11 protein-coding genes are annotated in these 14,191 nt (G+C 66.1%); 5 read left to right on the top strand and 6 right to left on the bottom strand.

The window, feature by feature from the left end; all coding sequences use genetic code 11:
- Positions 1-23: 23 nt before the first annotated feature.
- The 5 genes from ACIIOY_RS05480 to ACIIOY_RS05460 form a co-directional block, all read right to left on the bottom strand.
- Complete coding sequence (locus ACIIOY_RS05480; protein ID WP_411033614.1) at positions 24-1,835, bottom strand: AfsR/SARP family transcriptional regulator; 1,812 nt, start codon at positions 1,833-1,835, stop codon at positions 24-26.
- Positions 1,836-1,841: 6 nt separating this feature from the next.
- Complete coding sequence (locus tag ACIIOY_RS05475; protein WP_411033613.1) at positions 1,842-2,285, bottom strand: helix-turn-helix domain-containing protein; 444 nt, start codon at positions 2,283-2,285, stop codon at positions 1,842-1,844.
- 134 nt (positions 2,286-2,419) lie between these two features.
- Positions 2,420-3,181 (bottom strand): amino acid ABC transporter ATP-binding protein, encoded by a 762-nt coding sequence (locus tag ACIIOY_RS05470; protein ID WP_411033612.1) that lies wholly within the window; start codon positions 3,179-3,181, stop codon positions 2,420-2,422.
- Positions 3,178-3,858, bottom strand: coding sequence for an amino acid ABC transporter permease (locus tag ACIIOY_RS05465; protein ID WP_411033611.1), 681 nt, complete (start codon positions 3,856-3,858; stop codon positions 3,178-3,180). The genes ACIIOY_RS05470 and ACIIOY_RS05465 overlap by 4 nt, the downstream gene beginning before the upstream one ends.
- Positions 3,859-3,964: 106 nt before the next feature.
- Positions 3,965-4,738, bottom strand: a complete 774-nt coding sequence (locus tag ACIIOY_RS05460; protein ID WP_411033610.1) for an amino acid ABC transporter substrate-binding protein — start codon at positions 4,736-4,738, stop codon at positions 3,965-3,967.
- A 269-nt stretch (positions 4,739-5,007) separates the two neighbouring features.
- On the opposite strand from ACIIOY_RS05460, the gene ACIIOY_RS05455 reads away from it, so the two are divergent.
- Genes ACIIOY_RS05455 through ACIIOY_RS05435 form a run of 5 tightly spaced genes read left to right on the top strand, consistent with a single transcriptional unit; the run spans position 5,008 to position 11,485 of the window.
- Entirely contained in the window at positions 5,008-6,603 is a 1,596-nt protein-coding gene (locus ACIIOY_RS05455) for a peptide ABC transporter substrate-binding protein (protein WP_411033609.1), read from the top strand.
- 56 nt (positions 6,604-6,659) lie between these two features.
- Positions 6,660-7,583, top strand: a complete 924-nt coding sequence (gene oppB / locus ACIIOY_RS05450; protein ID WP_411033608.1) for an oligopeptide ABC transporter permease OppB — start codon at positions 6,660-6,662, stop codon at positions 7,581-7,583.
- Positions 7,576-8,706 carry an ABC transporter permease gene (locus ACIIOY_RS05445; RefSeq protein ID WP_411033607.1) on the top strand — a complete coding sequence of 377 codons (1,131 nt, stop codon included), beginning with the start codon at positions 7,576-7,578 and terminating at the stop codon, positions 8,704-8,706. The genes oppB and ACIIOY_RS05445 overlap by 8 nt, the downstream gene beginning before the upstream one ends.
- Position 8,707: 1 nt before the next feature.
- Complete coding sequence (locus ACIIOY_RS05440) at positions 8,708-10,324, top strand: ABC transporter ATP-binding protein (RefSeq protein ID WP_411033606.1); 1,617 nt, start codon at positions 8,708-8,710, stop codon at positions 10,322-10,324.
- Between the two features lie 21 nt (positions 10,325-10,345).
- The gene (locus ACIIOY_RS05435) at positions 10,346-11,485 is read left to right on the top strand and encodes a gluconeogenesis factor YvcK family protein (protein WP_411033605.1); all 1,140 of its coding nucleotides are present in this window, start codon (positions 10,346-10,348) and stop codon (positions 11,483-11,485) included.
- On the opposite strand, the gene ACIIOY_RS05430 is transcribed toward ACIIOY_RS05435, so the two are convergent.
- Positions 11,463-14,129, bottom strand: a complete 2,667-nt coding sequence (locus ACIIOY_RS05430; protein ID WP_411033604.1) for a bifunctional diguanylate cyclase/phosphodiesterase — start codon at positions 14,127-14,129, stop codon at positions 11,463-11,465. The two genes, ACIIOY_RS05435 and ACIIOY_RS05430, sit on opposite strands and share 23 nt — an antisense overlap.
- Between the last annotated feature and the right edge of the window lie 62 nt (positions 14,130-14,191).

Genomic DNA, 14,191 nt, shown 5'->3' with positions numbered 1-14,191 from the left:
CCAGTTGATTGATTGCTCGATCTTCAGAAACCGGCCTTCTTCAGCCCCTCGTAATAGTGCTGGCGCTGCCATTCCTCCTTGAAGGGGACGATCGTCATCCAGGTTTCGAGGTCGAAGTCGGGATGGATGTCGTAGGTCCGGCGGATGAACTGGCGGGCCTTCTTCATGTCGCCCAGCATGGCCCAGCAGGCGGCGGCAAGGCGGTGGACGGGCGCCTTGTCCTTCATGCGGGCGATGTAGTCGAGCGCCTGCTGGTAGAGGCCGAGCGAGTAGTTGGCGCCCGCGGCGGTCCAGAAATATTCGTCGGGCGGCAGCGGGTTGAGGTCGATGGCATGCTCGATCTTCCGCAGGCCGACATCCGGCCGCGAGGCCTGCACGAGCGTGTCGGCATAGCTCGCGATGACATTGGCATAGTGCGGGCTCAGCGCCTCGGCCCGATCGAGATAGGCGGCGCTTTCGTCGAACTGGCGGGCGTAGAGCTTGACGACGCCGAGTTCGCGGTAGCCGGAGGGCAGGCGGTCGTCGGCCCGGATGGTCTCCTCGGCATGGAGCTCGGCCTGGCGCAGCAGGTCCTGGTCGCCGCGGGCCGTGACCAGCCATTCGAGGAAATAGCTGCGTGCAAGGCCGCCGATGGCCGGCGCGAAGCCGGCATTCACCTGCAGCGCCTCGCGAAAGCTCTTGCGGGCGCGGCGGATGTCGCGCAGGTCGAGGTTCTTCAGCTGCCCCTGGCCGATCAGGAAGCTGCGGTAGGCATCGGCGTCGCGCTCGTAGTCGCCGCGCACCAGCTCGTTGCGCTCGATCTCCGTCGCGATGGCGCCGGCGATCTGATGGGCGATCATCTGCCGCGAGCGGGCAAGCCCCTCGGCCGAGAGCGGAAAACGCTCGGCCCAGATGACCTCGTCGCTGCCGAAGAAGACGAGCTGGGCGAAGAGCGTGTGGCCGTCGCCTTCGTCGCGAAGCCTCGTTTCCAGGATGTAGCTGATCTTGTGGCGCGCGTAGGTGGCGGAGCGCTCGGCTTCCAGCGAAATCTGCGCGGCGGTGTGCGGCGCGATGATCGAGATCGAGCGCAGCGCGCAAAGCCCGATCGTCACGTCCTCGATCAGCGCTTCGGAAAAGCGTGCGGCAGGTCGCGAGGCGAGCGTGGTGACCGGCGGCAGCAGCACGACGCGCGGCGGGGCCTGCCGCGGCAGCGGGGTGGCCGCCTCCTCCCCAGGCAGGACGCGCGCCGGAGGATGCAGCGTCATGAGGGGCACCGGAACGGCCGCGCGACCCGTCAGCACGCTGCGCACCTCCTCGTCCTCGGGGTTTGCCTCCAGCAGACGGAGCGCCGCTGTCGCCCGAACCTGCCGGATGCCGTTTCCGTCGATCGCCGTTTCTTCGAGGAGGGCCCGGCGGAGCGTGGCCATGTGGGCCGCCCGCTGCAGGGCGATCCAGTTCTTGAGCGCGCGATTGCCCGGCTTGACGTGTTTCAGGAAATCCTCGTTGAGCAGGCCGGCGAGCACGCTCAGGCTTGCGCCCTCGCGAACCTGTTCCACATCGCTTTCGATGGGCTCCGGCCCAAGGACGATCGACGTATCGGTGAAGGTGAGGTAGGTGCGGCCGAGATCCCGCTGGCGCTTCTGGACGCGGGACACGGTTTGCCGGAGGCTGGCATAGGCGGCGGCGGAGTTCGCATCGTCCCAGAAAAGGCCCGCTGCGTCGGCCCGGGGCATCTCCGTCAGGCCGCGCGTGTGGAGATAGCAGAGGATCAGAAGCGCCTTTTCGGGAAAGACGATGTCGTTACCGCCCTCGTCGAGCAGGCGCAGATGGCCGAGCGTCTGCAGCCGCGCCGGCATTGAAGGTCAGATCCGCAGTTCCGGCGAATTGTCCGTGCGTTCGTTCGCATGTTCGCTGGCGCTCGCCTTGGAGAGCGCGGTCGCGAGCGCGATGATCGACTTGCGCACGCCGGCGTCCTCGATCTTCAGGAAGGCGCGATTGAGGTCGAGGCCTTCCTTGGAGGAAACGAAGGTGGAGACGTCGCCGGTCTCATGGGCGACCCCTGCGGTCGGCACGGCGTTCTCGTCGTCCTGGAAGAAGAAGCTCGGCGGCACGCGGAAGACGTCCGAGATCGCCTGGAGGCGGCTGGCGCTGATGCGGTTGGTGCCCTTCTCGTATTTCTGTACCTGCTGGAAGGTAACACCCAGCCGATCGGCGAGCGCCTCCTGGCTCATGCCGACCATCAGCCTGCGCAAGCGGACGCGGGAGCCGACGAAGACGTCGATCGGGTTCGGTGTTTTCTTGGTCATGAGACTTTCTCCCCTGTAACACATGCCGGGGCATGGCGAGATGCGGATACCTCGTCACTCTGCTTGAATCGCAGGCCCGATGCAACTGCCGCGAACGGATTTCCCCGCTACCGCAGCGTGAAGCGGCGCGCATCCTAGATGTCGTAGCTCTGCGGCGCGCTGAGCGAGGCGATGAACTTTTTCGTTCTATCCCTTTCGGGTGTCGAGAAGATGGCGCGGGGCGGCCCCTGCTCGACGATCACCCCGCCGTCGAGGAAGACGACGCTGTCGGCAACGCGCGAGGCGAGGCGCAGGTCGTGCGTCGCCATGACCATGGTGGTGCCCTCGCGGGCAAGGCGGCCCAGGACCTCGACGACCTCCTCGGCAAGCTCCGGATCGAGCGCGGAGGTCGGCTCGTCGCAGAGCAGGACGCGCGGGGAGGGGGCGAGCGCGCGGGCGATGGCGACGCGCTGCTGCTGACCGCCGGAAAGCGTCGCCGGCCAGGCATCCGCCTTGTGCGCCATGCCGACCTTCTCCAGGAGCTCGAGGGCACGGGCGCGCGCCTTGTCGGCCGGCCATTTCAGGACGGTGACGAGGCCTTCCATCACGTTGGCGATCGCCGTCTGGTGCGGAAAGAGCTGGAAGTTCTGGAAGACCATGCCGGTCTGACGGCGCAGTTTCTGGATCGAGTCCCAGCCGACCTTGCGGCCGGGCGCGAAGTCGATCGTCTCGCCGCCGAGCCGGATCGAGCCGGAGGTCGGGATCTCCAGGAGGTTGATGCAGCGAAGCAATGTGCTCTTGCCGCCGCCGGAGGGGCCGACCAGCGCGGTCACCGTGCCTTCGGCCAGCCTCAGGCTGATGTCGCGCAGCACGTGGTTGTCGCCGAAGCGTTTCTCGATATGCTCAAGCTCGATCATGTGCGTGCCTCCAGGAAGCCGCCATAGCGGGCGAAACGCCGTTCGAGCCGGACCTGGAGCGCGGAGAGCACGGAGCTCAGCGCGAGATAGATCAGCGCCGCCTCGATATAGAGGATCAGCGGTTCATAGGTGGTGGCGACGATGCGCTGCGCCGTCTGGAAGAGTTCCGGCACGGTGACGGCGGCGGCAAGCGAGGTGTCCTTTACGAGCGAGATGAAGGTGTTGGAGAGTGGCGGCACGGCGACGCGTGCCGCCTGCGGCAGGATCGTGCGGCGCATGGCTTGCGACCAGCTCATGCCGATCGAGTAGGCCGCCTCCCACTGGCCGCGCGGCACCGAGGAGATGACGGCGCGGATGATCTCGGACGTATAGGCGCCGACGTTCAGCGTGAAACCGATGAGGGCGGCCGGAAAGGCATCGAGCAGGATGCCGATGCTCGGCAGGCCGTAGAAGATGACGAAGAGCTGGACGAGCAGCGGCGTGCCGCGGATCACCCAGACGTAGAAGCGCGCGATATCGGAGAAGGGGCGCGGCGCGAACAGCCGCACGACGGCGGTGACGAGGCCGAGCGCAAGGCCGAGCACGAAGGAGGCGAGGGTGAGCGGAATGGTGAAGACGAGCGCGGCCCACAAGAGGGGCGCAAGCGAGTCCAGCATCAGTTGAAGCCAGGGCGGCACGGCGAACATCCTCCGAAATGCGGCTGGCCGGGGTGATCCCCGGCCAGTTTCACGATCTATCTATAAGCGAGGAACGGGCCGCCGCGAAGCGGCCCTCGGCGGAGGCCTACTTCGAGACGTCCTGGCCGAAATACTTGTCCGCGATCGCCTGGTAGGTGCCGTCGGCCTTGATCTCGGCGAGCGCCTTGTTGATCGCTTCGAGCAGTTCCGGCTCGCCCTTGCGGATGATGACGCCGGAATAGTCCGCGTCCGCTTGCTCGGCGGCGATCTTCACGTTGGCGTCGGGCTTGTGCTTCTTGAAGTCGAGGAAGGAGAGGCTGTCGTTGATCGTCGCGTCGGCGCGGCCGGTGAGCACGAGCTGGATCGACTGGTCGAAGCCGTCCGTGCCGACGAGCTCGGCGCCGGATTCCTGGGCGAGCTTGCCGAAGTTGCTGGTCAGCGACTGGGCCGATTTCTTGCCCTTGAGGTCGGCGAAGCTCTTGATGCTGTCGTCGTCGGCACGCACGATCAGCACCGCCTTGGAGGCGATGTAAGGCTCGGAGAAATCGTACTTCTTCTTGCGCTCCTCGGTGATGCCGACCTGGTTGATCACGGCGTCGTAGCGGTTGGCGTCGAGGCCGGCGATCAGGCCGTCCCACTTGCCTTCGAGGAACTCGGCCTTGACGCCGAGGCGCTTGGCGATCGCCTCGCCGATCTCGACGTCGAAGCCGACCAGCTTGCCGCTGGCGTCGTGGTAGGTGAAGGGAGCGTAGGTGCCTTCGGTGCCGATCTTCAGCGCGCCGGCGGACTGGATGGCGGCGAGGTTTTCGCCGGCAAGGGCGGGGGCGAGAACGGCGGCCTGGAGCGCTGCAGCGGCGGCGAGGGTCTTCAACCAGTTCATCTTGGGACTCCGTTTCTGGCTCAGGTGTTCGATGGGCGATCAATCGCAGAAATCGGTGTGAAACGATGGGCAGAAAACTGCGATTTATTTATGCAAACGCAAATATTTTTCTCATTTCCCGATGCAGGCGAGCGTCGCGGGCCGGGTTTATCGCCGCCGCGCCGGGCCGCGCGGAGGTTGTGCATTTCCTGTTTTTGGGGACTTGCCAAGCGGGAAAACAGGGACAATTGATTGGGCACCCAAAAAAACAACGGGGAAGGAAAACAAAAATGGCAAACAGACTCATTGGCTTCCGTGCGGCCCTCCTGGCCGGTGCGATCCTCCTTTGCGCAGGCCCGGCCCTCGCAGAAGCGGTGCTCCACCGCGGCAATGCCGGCGAGCCGCAGACGCTCGACCAGGCCCATACTTCCATCAACATCGAGGAGTTCATCCTGAAGGACCTCTACGAGGGCCTGACGATCTATGACGCCGCCGGCAAGATCGTTCCCGGTGCGGCCGAAAGCTGGACGATCTCCGAAGACGGTACGGTCTATACCTTCAAGATCCGCGAGAACGCGAAATGGTCCGATGGCTCGCCGGTGACGGCGGAAGACTTCGCCTTCTCGTTTGCGCGCATCGAGGACCCGAAGACCGCGGCCGGCTATGCGAACATCCTCTACCCGATCAAGAATGCGGAAAAGGTCAATAAGGGCGAGCTCGGCCTCGACCAGCTCGGCGTGAAGGCCGTCGACGCCAAGACGCTGGAAGTCACGCTCGAGCGCCCGACGCCCTTCTTCCTCGAACTGCTCGCGCACCAGACCGCTCTGCCGGTCTCCAAGGCCAGCGTCGAGAAGAACGGCGCCGACTTCGTCAAGCCCGGCGTGATGGTCTCGAACGGCGCGTTCAAGCTGGTCAGCCACGTGCCGAACGACAATCTCGTCGTCGAGAAGAACGAGAACTACTGGGACGCCGCGAACGTCAAGCTCGACAAGGTGATCTTCTATCCGATCGACGACCAGGCCGCGTCCGTGCGCCGCTTCGAAGCGAAGGAAATGGACCTCGTCTACAACTTCTCGGCCGACCAGATCGACCGCCTGAAGCAGAGCTACGGCGACCAGGTCCATGTCTCGCCGACGCTTGCGACCTACTACTACGCCTTCGACACCCGGCAGGAGCCTTATAGCGACGTGCGCGTGCGCCGGGCGCTCTCCATGGCGGTCGACCGCGACTTCCTCGCCAAGGAAATCTACTCCGGCTCGCAGATACCGGCCTATTCCATGGTGCCTCCGGGCATCGAGGGCTACGAGCCGGCGACCGCCGATTTCGGCACGCTCTCCCAGCTCGACCGCGAGGACAAGGCGGTCGAGCTGATGAAGGAGGCCGGCTACGGCGAGGGCGGCAAGCCGCTGAAGATCGAGATCCGCTACAACACCAACCCGAACCACGAGCGCGTGGCGACGGCGGTGGCCGACATGTGGAAGAACACCTTCGGCGCGGACGTCTCGCTGGTGAACCTCGACGTGTCCTCGCACTACGCCTACCTGCAGGAAGGCGGCGCGTTCAACGTGGCGCGCGCCGGCTGGGTCGCCGACTATGCGGATGCCGAAAACTTCCTGGCGCTCAGCACCAGCGGCAACAAGACCTTCAACTACGGCCAGTTCAAGAACGCGGAATACGACGCGCTCATGAAGAAGTCGTACGAAGAGCTTGATCCGGCGGCGCGCGCCAAGGTGCTGCACGAGGCCGAAGCCCTTCTCATGAAGGAGCAGCCGATCGCGCCGCTCCTCACCCAGGCAGACCTCTGGCTCGTCTCCAGCAAGGTTCAGGGTTGGCAGGACAATGCCCCGAACCAGCACCTGAGCCGCTTCCTCAGCGTTTCGGAATGATCCGTTGGCGGTGCGCGGCCTGATGCCGCGCACCGCATCACTGGGGAGTCCTGGTCATGCTTGCCTTCGTTCTGCGGCGCCTTGCAAGCACCGTGCCGACGCTGTTCATCGTCGTCACGATTTCGTTCTTCCTGATGCGCTTTGCGCCCGGCGGACCGTTCAACCTCGAACGGCCCCTGCCGCCCGCCACGATGGAAAACCTGATGCGGGCCTACCAGCTCGATCAGCCGCTCTGGCGACAGTACCTCACCTATATCGGCAACGCCGTCACCGGCGATTTCGGCCCGAGCTACATCTACAAGGACAACACCGTCGCCGAGCTGATCGGCAAGGGGTTGCCCTATTCGGTGGAGCTCGGCTTCTATGCTCTGCTGCTTGCGCTCGTCGGCGGCGTCATCGTCGGCACGGTCGCGGCGCTGCGCCAGAACAGCGCCCTCGATTTCGCGGTCATGTCGGTCGCGACGATCGGCGTCACGGTGCCGAACTTCGTCGTCGGCCCCGTGCTGACGCTGATCTTCGCCATCGTGCTCGCCTGGCTGCCGGCCGGCGGCTGGGGCGACGGATCGCTGCGCTTCCTCATCCTGCCGATGATCGCGCTCGCCCTGCCGCAGCTTGCCGTCTTCGCGCGCCTCACGCGCGGCTCGATGATCGAGGCCCTGCGCACCGACCATATCCGTACCGCGCGCGCCTACGGCTTGCCGGCGCGATCGGTGGTCGTCGTGCATGCCATGCGCGGCGCGCTGCTGCCGGTCGTCTCCTATCTCGCGCCCTGCGCGGCGGCGCTGCTCACCGGCTCCGCGGTCGTCGAGACGATCTTCACCATTCCCGGCGTCGGCCGCTACTTCGTGCTCGGCGCGATCAACCGCGACTATACGCTCGTCATGGGCACGGTCGTGCTGATCGCCATCTTCGTCATCGTCTTCAATCTGCTGGTCGACATTCTCTATGGCCTGCTCGATCCGAGGGTCCGCCATGACTGAGGCCATCGTTTCCGCCATGCCGGAGAGCGAGGTGAAGGGGCGCAGCCTCTTCCAGCTCGCGCTCCTTCGCTTCCGCCGCAACCGCCCGGCCATGGCCGGCTGCGTCCTGCTGGTGCTGATCGCCTGCTTCTCCTTCCTCGGCCCGTTCTTCGTCAGCCACACCTACGACCAGGTCTTCTCCTCCTACGTCACCATCCCGCCGAGCCTCGAGCCGCGGCCGGGCGAGGACACGCTGGAGGCGGCGATGGAAGGCGTCGCGGCGCGGGCGCGCGTCAAGTTGCAGTCCTTCTCCGTCGAGGGCGAGACCTTCACTGCCGTCGTGACGGCCGAACAGCCGATCGACCCGCGCACGACGCGCTACTTCGACCGTGCCAACGAATTCGACGGGACCGAGGTCGTCTCCACCGAGGACGACGGCCGCAGGCTGACGCTCTCCGGCATCGTCGACCGGGAGTATTTCCTGTTCGGCACGGATACGAACGGGCGCGACCTCATGGTGCGCGTCATGCTCGGCGGGCAGATCTCGATTGCGGTCGGCTTGCTCGCCAGCCTGGTCTCGCTCGGCATCGGCGTCGTTTACGGCGCGATTTCGGGCTATATGGGCGGGCGCGTCGACAATGTGATGATGCGCTTCGTCGAAATCCTCTATTCGCTGCCCTTCGTCTTCCTCGTCGTGGTGCTCGTCGTCTTCTTCGGGCGCAGCTTCGTGCTGATCTTCATCGTCATCGGCGCTGTGGAATGGCTCGACATGGCCCGTATCGTGCGCGGCCAGACATTGTCGCTGAAGCGGCGGGAATTCATCGGCGCGGCGGAAGCGCTCGGCCTGACGGACTGGCAGATCATCCGCCGGCACGTCATCCCGAACACCATCGGCCCCGTCGTCATCTTCGTGACGGTCATCGTGCCGAAGGTAATCCTGCTCGAAAGCTTCCTCTCCTTCCTCGGCCTCGGCGTCCAGGCGCCGCTGACGAGCTGGGGCTCGCTGATCGCGGAAGGCGCCAACAACATCCAGTCGGCGCCCTGGCTGCTCATCTTCCCCGCCATCTTCTTCGTCGTCACGCTCTTCTCGCTGAACTTCGTCGGCGACGGCCTGCGCGACGCGTTCGACCCGAAGGACCGCTGACATGGCAGAGACGAAAAAGTCCATGGAGCCGATCCTCGCCGTCCGGGGCCTGAAGGTCTCCTTCACCACGCCGGACGGCCAGGTCGATGCGGTCAAGGGCATCGACCTCGACGTGCGCCCCGGCGAGACGCTGGCGGTGGTGGGCGAATCCGGCTCCGGCAAGAGCCAGACCATGATGGGCATCATGGGTCTGCTCGCCGCCAACGGCACGGTCACCGGCTCGGCGAAATACCGCGGGCAGGAGATGGTCGGGCTTGCCCCGAAGGCGCTCAACGCGATCCGCGGCGCGAAGGTCACCATGATCTTCCAGGAGCCGATGACCTCGCTCGACCCGCTCTACCCGATCGGCAAGCAGATCGCCGAGGTGATCGTCCACCACCGCGGCGGCACGCGGAAGGCGGCGCGCCCGCGCGTGCTGGAGCTTCTGAGGCTCGTCGGCATCCCCGATCCGGAACGGCGCATCGACAGCTACCCGCATGAAATGTCGGGCGGCCAGCGCCAGCGCGTCATGATCGCCATGGCGCTCGCCAACGAGCCGGACATCCTGATCGCCGACGAGCCGACGACGGCGCTCGACGTGACCATCCAGGCGCAGATCCTGAAGCTGCTCCGCGACCTGCAGAAACGCTTCGACATGGCGATCGTGCTGATCACGCACGACCTCGGCATCGTCCGGCATTTCGCCGAGCGCGTCGTCGTCATGCGGCGGGGCGAGGTGGTCGAGCAGGGCGCGACGGCGGAGATTTTCGGCAATCCGAAGGCCGATTATACGCGCATGCTGATCGAGGCCGAGCCGTCCGGCAGCAAGCCGGCGCCGCCGGACGACGCGCCGATCATCCTCGAAGGCCGCAATGTCGTCGTCGACTACAAGATCGACGGCGGCCTCCTGAAGAAGCGGGCCTCCACCTTCCGCGCCGTCGACAATGTCAGCATCAGCCTGCGCGAAGGCCAGACGATCGGGGTCGTCGGGGAATCGGGCTCCGGCAAGTCGACGCTCGGGCGGGCGCTCCTGCGGCTCATCTCCAGCAAGGGCGCCTACCGCTTCGGCAGGAAGGATATTTCCGGCCTCGACCGAAACGGCATGCGGCCGCTCCGGCGCAGCATGCAGCTCGTCTTCCAGGACCCCTACGGTTCGCTCTCGCCGCGCCAGACCGTGGGCGAGATCATCACCGAAGGCCTCTATGTGCACGAGCCGCAGCTTTCGCGCGCCGACCGCGACAAGCGGGCGATCGAGGCGCTGAAGGAAGTCGGGCTCGATCCGGCGGCGCGCAACCGCTATCCGCACGAGTTCTCCGGCGGCCAGCGCCAGCGCATCGCCATTGCCCGGGCGATGATCCTGAAACCGCAGGCGGTGGTGCTGGACGAGCCGACCTCGGCGCTCGACTGGTCCGTGCAGGGGCAGGTGATCGAGCTCCTGCGCGACCTCCAGGCCCGCCACGGGCTTTCCTATGTCTTCATCAGCCACGACCTTTCGGTGGTCCGCGCCATGTCCGACTACGTGGTGGTGATGAAGGACGGCAAGATCGTCGAGGAGGGGCTGACGGACGCCATTTTCAGCGCGCCGCGCGAGGCTTATACCAAGGCCTTGATCGGCGCGGCCTACAACGTGGCGCCATGAGCCCAAAACAGAGGGGAACGGATGGCCGGACGCCGCTTGCCGCATATCGTGCTCTTTTCGGGCGGCACGGCCTGCCGCTCGACCAACCTTGCGCTGTGCGCAAAGCCCGTCCGGCTGACCCGCATCGTGCCGGCCTGGGATAGCGGCGGCAGTTCCCGGATCATCCGTGAAAACCTCGGCGTGCTCGCCGTCGGCGACATCCGCCAGGCGCTGATGACCATGGCGCATGGCGAAGGTCGGGCGGGCGACGTGGTGAAGGTCTGCAACGAGCGCCTGACGAGCGGCACGCAGGACGACGCCCGCACGGAGTTCGCGCTCTATGCGGCCGGCCGGCATCCGCTCCTGGAGCGCATGGAGCCGGGCCTGCGCGGGGCGATCCTCAACTATCTGCGCACCTTCCGCTCCGCCGCCGGATCGGACTTCGACTTCCGCAACGGCAGCATCGGCAATTTCATTCTCGCCGGCGCGCATCTTGCCCACAACAGCGACATCAACACCGCCATCTTCGTCTTCCGCAAGCTTTGCGATGTCGCCGGCCATGTCTGGCCGTCGACTGCCGCCGACGGTGTGGATCTGTCCGCCGTGCTCAATGACGGCACGCGTGTCGAGGGGCAGCACCGGGTGACGGCGCTTGACGACGGGCAGGGCAGGACAGGCATCCGCGAGATAGCGCTTTCGGTCGGTGGCGGCGCCGTTCCGGCCAACGAGGCGGTGATCGAGAGCCTGGAAAGCGCCGACGCCATCGTTTTCGGGCCGGGCAGCTTCTTCACCAGCATCCTGCCGCACCTGCTCGTCGAGGACATCGTGCCGGCGATGGCGCGCAATGTGCATGCCCGCCGCATCTTCGTCGGCAATATCCTGCAATGCCGTGAGACCCGCGGGCTGGACGTGGCGCGCATGCTGGAGATCGCTGCCGGCCTCTGGCATGCCCGCGGCGGATCGGATGCGCGGCCCTTCACCCATGTGCTGGCGAACCGGCAGCTGCTGCCCTTCGAGAAGACGGTCGGCGCCTTCGCCTATCTCGGCAACGGGGCGTTGCAGGAGGTTTGCGCGCGGCTCGGCGCCGAGGCGGTGATCGGCGAGTTCGAGGACCCGTGGCAGCGCGGCCATCATGACGGCCTGGCCGTCGCGGACGTGCTCAGCTCGCTTGCGCCTTCGTGAGCCTGTCCGCCGCCGGCATCCATGCGCGCGCCTTGGCAAAGGCGAGGAAGTCGTCCGCCGCCATCGGCCGCGCGAATGCATAGCCCTGCAGGACATGGCAGCCGAGGCTCCGAAGCAGCTCGGCATGCGCCAGCGTCTCGACCCCTTCCGCAACCGTCTCGATGCCGCGCACCTTGCCGATGTCGATGATCGAGCGGACGAGGCTCTGCTGCGAGGCCGATTCCAGGAGCGGCTGCACGAGCCGGCGATCGATCTTCAGCCGCTTGGGCGACAGTTCCAGGAGGCTGACGATCGAGGCATGGCCGGTGCCGAAATCGTCGATCTCGATATCGATGCCGAGCGCCTTGATCTCCTCGATCGCCTGCCTCAGCCCGTCGTCGGCCGTGTCGAAGGAGATCGATTCCAGGAGCTCGAAGGTGAGCGAACCGGGCCGGATGTTCATGGCGCGCAGCTTGCCGGTCAGGTTCTCGTCGCGCAGGCGCTGGCAGGAGACGTTGACGGAGACGCGCCCTATGCCGAGCCCCTGGCCTTCCCAGCGGATGGTCTGGAACAGCGCCTGGTCGAGGATCGCCTCGTCGATCTGCGCGACCACGTTCAGGCTTTCGGCCACCGGGAGGAAAACGTCCGGCGCGATGAAGCCGCGCGTCGGATGCTCCCAGCGGGCAAGCGCCTCGACGCCGACGATCTCCAGCGTCTCGGCGTCGAACTGCGGCTGGAAGAAGGGGCGGAACTCCTGCCCTTCGAGGCCGCGCAGGATGTCGTCGCTGAGCCGCTTGACCTCCACGGTGCGCAGGCGCAGTTCGTCGTTGAAGGCTTCGACGCGGTTGCGGCCGCGGCGCTTGGCCTCGTAGAGCGCGATGTCGGCATTGACGAGCAGCTGCTCGGCCGATTCTTCCGCGTCGTTGCGCGTGGCGATGCCGATGCTCGCACCGATGCGACAGTCGTGGCCCTCGATCGTCATCGGCTCGCTGATCGCCTCGATGAGGCGGGCCGAAAGGGCGGGGAAGTCGGCAAGGGCCGGGTCGCGGCGCGACAGGAGCACGAATTCGTCGCCGCCGATACGGGCGATGAAATCCTCCACCGGAACTTCTGCGCGCAGCACGCCGGCCGCCTGCTTCAGCACTTCGTCTCCGGCGGCATGGCCGAGCGTGTCGTTGATGTCCTTGAACCGGTCGAGGTCGATGTGGAGCAGGGTCAGCGGGCGCCCGTCGTCGCCGGCAAGGGCGATCTGCTGGTCGAGGAAACGGCGGTTCGGCAGGCGCGTCAGTGCATCGTGCAGCGAATTGTGCTCCATGACGCGGCGCGCTTCCTCGAGCGCGCGGTTCTGCGCCTCGGCCGTCAGCTTCGCCTGCAGCAGCTCGGCCTGCAGCTGATTGTCTTCCGTCACGTCCCAGTTCGCGCCGACGATGTGCTTCGCGCCGGAAGACGTGCGGTACGTCATGCCGTGCGCGCGGATATGGCGGACGCCGCCGTCGCGCCTCAGCACGCGGAATTCGGTGATATAGGGCTTTTCCGTCTCGATGGCGGCGGCGAAGACGCGCTCCGCTTCCTCCAGGTCGTCGGGGTGGAGTGCCGCGCGCCAGTCCTCGTAGCCGCAGACCGGCTGCGCCGGCGGGACGTTGTAGAGCTCGCGCATGCGCGCATCCCAGGAAAGCGCCTTGCTCTCCGAATTGTATTCCCAGACGCCGACCTTGGAGGCATCGAGCGCGAGTTGCAGACGCTGGGAAACGGTTTCGAGCCGGTCTTCGCGGTCCTGCAACGCGAGAATATGGCGATGGCGGTCCTTCATCAGGTAGCCGACCCAGAACATCGGCGCGACGATGATGAGGGCGAGCAGCGCGAGGCCGCCGCGGAAGAGGCCGAGATCGGCGGACGGCTGATGCCAGCCCTTCAACGGTGCGGCCGACATGGTCCACACCTCGTGGCCGATGTCGATGCTCATCACCACCGGATCCGCATCGACGGCCGCGGCGGTCCTGAAGACGGTCCTTGCCTCCCCGCCGTCCCGTGCGCGGCTGGAAATGGCGACGGCGATCCTCAGGCCGTCCTTGAAGCCGCTGCTGGCGAGCAGCTTGTCCAGGTCGATGACCGCGGAGGCGATGCCGAAGAAGGCATTGTCGGTGCCGGCATGGACGGGATAGCGCGCGATCAGGCCGCGGCCGCCCTGTACGAGATCGACCGGCCCCGTGACGATCAGCCGGTCGCGCTCCTTCACCTGGAAGGCGGCGGCACGCTGCTGCTCGTTCTTGCGGTAGTCGAGCCCCAGGCTGCGTTCGTTGCCCTCCAGCGGATAGACGAGGGAGACGACGAAATCCGGGGCGATGGCGAGGTTGCGGAGCTGGTTGTCCTCCTTGAAGATGCGGGCGGCGAGATCGGCGAAGCGGGCCTGCGGCATGTTCGGCTCGGTCGACAGCGTTGCGACGAGGCCCTGCACCAGCTTGATGTTGCCGAGGATGTTGCCTTGCAGGCGTGAGCGCAGCAGGCCGAGCTGTTCGGTCGTGTAGGAGCGCAGGTATTGCTCCTCCAGCCGTCGCTTCTGCACGTCGGCGAGGAAGACCGCGATCAGGACCGCGAACGCGACGACTATGGCCGGGACGTAGTATCCCAGCCCCCGGAAGGATAGATGCGCATTCCGGTCGTCCATCGTGTCCGTTCGTCTCCGTGCGCTCGCGCCTGCGCCAAGAAGGTTGATCCGAGGTTCGGCTA

This window comes from Shinella agrisoli (assembly GCF_046557955.1).
Taxonomy (GTDB): Bacteria; Pseudomonadota; Alphaproteobacteria; order Rhizobiales; family Rhizobiaceae; genus Shinella.
Note: the sequence above shows the minus strand (reverse complement) of the source record. Positions and strands in the feature narration are given on the sequence as shown.

What these genes read in the sequence shown, in the direction of transcription:
- ACIIOY_RS05460 (WP_411033610.1), bottom strand. Translation starts at nt 4,738, where the DNA reads ATGAACTGGTTGAAGACCCTCGCCGCCGCTGCAGCGCTCCAGGCCGCC.
- ACIIOY_RS05435 (WP_411033605.1), top strand. Translation starts at nt 10,346, where the DNA reads ATGGCCGGACGCCGCTTGCCGCATATCGTGCTCTTTTCGGGCGGCACG.
- oppB (WP_411033608.1), top strand. Translation starts at nt 6,660, where the DNA reads ATGCTTGCCTTCGTTCTGCGGCGCCTTGCAAGCACCGTGCCGACGCTG.
- ACIIOY_RS05445 (WP_411033607.1), top strand. Translation starts at nt 7,576, where the DNA reads ATGACTGAGGCCATCGTTTCCGCCATGCCGGAGAGCGAGGTGAAGGGG.
- ACIIOY_RS05470 (WP_411033612.1), bottom strand. Translation starts at nt 3,181, where the DNA reads ATGATCGAGCTTGAGCATATCGAGAAACGCTTCGGCGACAACCACGTG.
- ACIIOY_RS05480 (WP_411033614.1), bottom strand. Translation starts at nt 1,835, where the DNA reads ATGCCGGCGCGGCTGCAGACGCTCGGCCATCTGCGCCTGCTCGACGAG.
- ACIIOY_RS05455 (WP_411033609.1), top strand. Translation starts at nt 5,008, where the DNA reads ATGGCAAACAGACTCATTGGCTTCCGTGCGGCCCTCCTGGCCGGTGCG.
- ACIIOY_RS05430 (WP_411033604.1), bottom strand. Translation starts at nt 14,129, where the DNA reads ATGGACGACCGGAATGCGCATCTATCCTTCCGGGGGCTGGGATACTAC.
- ACIIOY_RS05475 (WP_411033613.1), bottom strand. Translation starts at nt 2,285, where the DNA reads ATGACCAAGAAAACACCGAACCCGATCGACGTCTTCGTCGGCTCCCGC.
- ACIIOY_RS05440 (WP_411033606.1), top strand. Translation starts at nt 8,708, where the DNA reads ATGGCAGAGACGAAAAAGTCCATGGAGCCGATCCTCGCCGTCCGGGGC.